This is a genomic window from Pseudomonas sp. B35(2017), from assembly GCF_002113645.1.
Taxonomy (GTDB): Bacteria; Pseudomonadota; Gammaproteobacteria; order Pseudomonadales; family Pseudomonadaceae; genus Aquipseudomonas; species Aquipseudomonas ekonensis.
On record NZ_NEIZ01000035.1, the window covers coordinates 1 to 3,313 of the forward strand.

The window sequence follows — 3,313 nt, forward strand, 5'->3', positions numbered from 1 at the left end:
GGAAACCCCACACTACCATCGGCGATGCATCGTTTCACTTCTGAGTTCGGGATGGGATCAGGTGGTTCCAACGCTCTATGGTCGTCAAGAAATTCTGTGTGCCGCACCGTCTTTCGACGCTTCGGCGAATCGGGTATGTGACAGCTTTGTGCGTTTCGCGAACTTTCGGTTCTGGCGTCTCCACACACCGCAATCTGGCCCCTTCCGGGTTCGCAAATTGCTTGGGTGTTATATGGTCAAGCCTCACGGGCAATTAGTATCGGTTAGCTCAACGCCTCACAGCGCTTACACACCCGACCTATCAACGTCGTAGTCTTCGACGGCCCTTCAGGGAGCTCAAGGCTCCAGTGAGATCTCATCTTGAGGCAAGTTTCCCGCTTAGATGCTTTCAGCGGTTATCTTTTCCGAACATAGCTACCCGGCAATGCCACTGGCGTGACAACCGGAACACCAGAGGTTCGTCCACTCCGGTCCTCTCGTACTAGGAGCAGCCCCTCTCAAATCTCAAACGTCCACGGCAGATAGGGACCGAACTGTCTCACGACGTTCTAAACCCAGCTCGCGTACCACTTTAAATGGCGAACAGCCATACCCTTGGGACCGGCTTCAGCCCCAGGATGTGATGAGCCGACATCGAGGTGCCAAACACCGCCGTCGATATGAACTCTTGGGCGGTATCAGCCTGTTATCCCCGGAGTACCTTTTATCCGTTGAGCGATGGCCCTTCCATACAGAACCACCGGATCACTAAGACCTACTTTCGTACCTGCTCGACGTGTCTGTCTCGCAGTCAAGCGCGCTTTTGCCTTTATACTCTGCGACCGATTTCCGACCGGTCTGAGCGCACCTTCGTACTCCTCCGTTACTCTTTAGGAGGAGACCGCCCCAGTCAAACTACCCACCATACACTGTCCTCGATCCGGATGACGGACCTGAGTTAGAACCTCAAAGTTGCCAGGGTGGTATTTCAAGGATGGCTCCACGCGAACTGGCGTCCACGCTTCAAAGCCTCCCACCTATCCTACACAAGCAAATTCAAAGTCCAGTGCAAAGCTATAGTAAAGGTTCACGGGGTCTTTCCGTCTAGCCGCGGATACACTGCATCTTCACAGCGATTTCAATTTCACTGAGTCTCGGGTGGAGACAGCGCCGCCATCGTTACGCCATTCGTGCAGGTCGGAACTTACCCGACAAGGAATTTCGCTACCTTAGGACCGTTATAGTTACGGCCGCCGTTTACCGGGGCTTCGATCAAGAGCTTCGCGTTAGCTAACCCCATCAATTAACCTTCCGGCACCGGGCAGGCGTCACACCCTATACGTCCACTTTCGTGTTTGCAGAGTGCTGTGTTTTTAATAAACAGTCGCAGCGGCCTGGTATCTTCGACCGGCGTGGGCTTACGCAGCAAGTGCTTCACCCTCACCGGCGCACCTTCTCCCGAAGTTACGGTGCCATTTTGCCTAGTTCCTTCACCCGAGTTCTCTCAAGCGCCTTGGTATTCTCTACCCAACCACCTGTGTCGGTTTGGGGTACGGTTCCCGGTTATCTGAAGCTTAGAAGCTTTTCTTGGAAGCATGGCATCAACCACTTCGTCGCCTAAAGGCAACTCGTCATCAGCTCTCGGCCTTGGGATCCCGGATTTACCTAAGATCCCAGCCTACCACCTTAAACTTGGACAACCAACGCCAAGCTGGCCTAGCCTTCTCCGTCCCTCCATCGCAATAACCGGAAGTACAGGAATATTAACCTGTTTTCCATCGACTACGCTTTTCAGCCTCGCCTTAGGGACCGACTAACCCTGCGTCGATTAACGTTGCGCAGGAAACCTTGGTCTTTCGGCGTGGGTGTTTTTCACACCCATTGTCGTTACTCATGTCAGCATTCGCACTTCTGATACCTCCAGCAAGCTTCTCAACTCACCTTCACAGGCTTACAGAACGCTCCTCTACCGCATCACTTGCGTGATACCCGTAGCTTCGGTGTATGGTTTGAGCCCCGTTACATCTTCCGCGCAGGCCGACTCGACTAGTGAGCTATTACGCTTTCTTTAAAGGGTGGCTGCTTCTAAGCCAACCTCCTAGCTGTCTAAGCCTTCCCACATCGTTTCCCACTTAACCATAACTTTGGGACCTTAGCTGACGGTCTGGGTTGTTTCCCTTTTCACGACGGACGTTAGCACCCGCCGTGTGTCTCCCATGCTCGGCACTTGTAGGTATTCGGAGTTTGCATCGGTTTGGTAAGTCGGGATGACCCCCTAGCCGAAACAGTGCTCTACCCCCTACAGTGATACATGAGGCGCTACCTAAATAGCTTTCGAGGAGAACCAGCTATCTCCGAGCTTGATTAGCCTTTCACTCCGATCCACAGGTCATCCGCTAACTTTTCAACGGTAGTCGGTTCGGTCCTCCAGTCAGTGTTACCTAACCTTCAACCTGCCCATGGATAGATCGCCCGGTTTCGGGTCTATACCCAGCGACTAAACGCCCTATTAAGACTCGCTTTCGCTACGCCTCCCCTATTCGGTTAAGCTCGCCACTGAATATAAGTCGCTGACCCATTATACAAAAGGTACGCAGTCACAGAACAAAGTCTGCTCCCACTGCTTGTACGCATACGGTTTCAGGATCTATTTCACTCCCCTCTCCGGGGTTCTTTTCGCCTTTCCCTCACGGTACTGGTTCACTATCGGTCAGTCAGTAGTATTTAGCCTTGGAGGATGGTCCCCCCATGTTCAGACAAAGTTTCTCGTGCTCCGTCCTACTCGATTTCATGGCCAAGAGATTTTCGCGTACAGGGCTATCACCCACTATGGCCGCACTTTCCAGAGCGTTCCGCTAATCTCAAAGCCACTTAAGGGCTAGTCCCCGTTCGCTCGCCACTACTAAGGGAATCTCGGTTGATTTCTTTTCCTCAGGGTACTTAGATGTTTCAGTTCCCCTGGTTCGCCTCTTGCACCTATGTATTCAGTGCAAGATAACCAGCTTGTGCTGGCTGGGTTCCCCCATTCAGAGATCTCCGGATCAAAGTCTGTTTGCCGACTCCCCGAAGCTTATCGCAGGCTACCGCGTCTTTCATCGCCTCTGACTGCCAAGGCATCCACCGTATGCGCTTCTTCACTTGACCATATAACCCCAAGCAATCTGGTTATACTGTGAAGACGACATTCGCCGAAAATTCGCATTGCTCCAAGAGCAACTCACAAATTTTACCTTAGCCTGAATCCGCACCAGTGAAAGTGCTTCATCAGTCTTTCTATCACATACCCAAATTTTTAAAGAACGATCTGACAAAGGTCAGAAATCAACATTCACCA

At 52.1% G+C, this 3,313-nt stretch carries 2 rRNA genes; both read right to left on the reverse strand.

Annotated elements, in window-relative coordinates:
- A 5S ribosomal RNA gene (rrf, locus tag CAG41_RS27945) occupies nucleotides 1-89 on the reverse strand; the annotation flags it as partial.
- A gap of 143 nt (nucleotides 90-232) precedes the next feature.
- A 23S ribosomal RNA gene (locus CAG41_RS27950) occupies nucleotides 233-3,123 on the reverse strand.
- Nucleotides 3,124-3,313 lie beyond the last annotated feature (190 nt).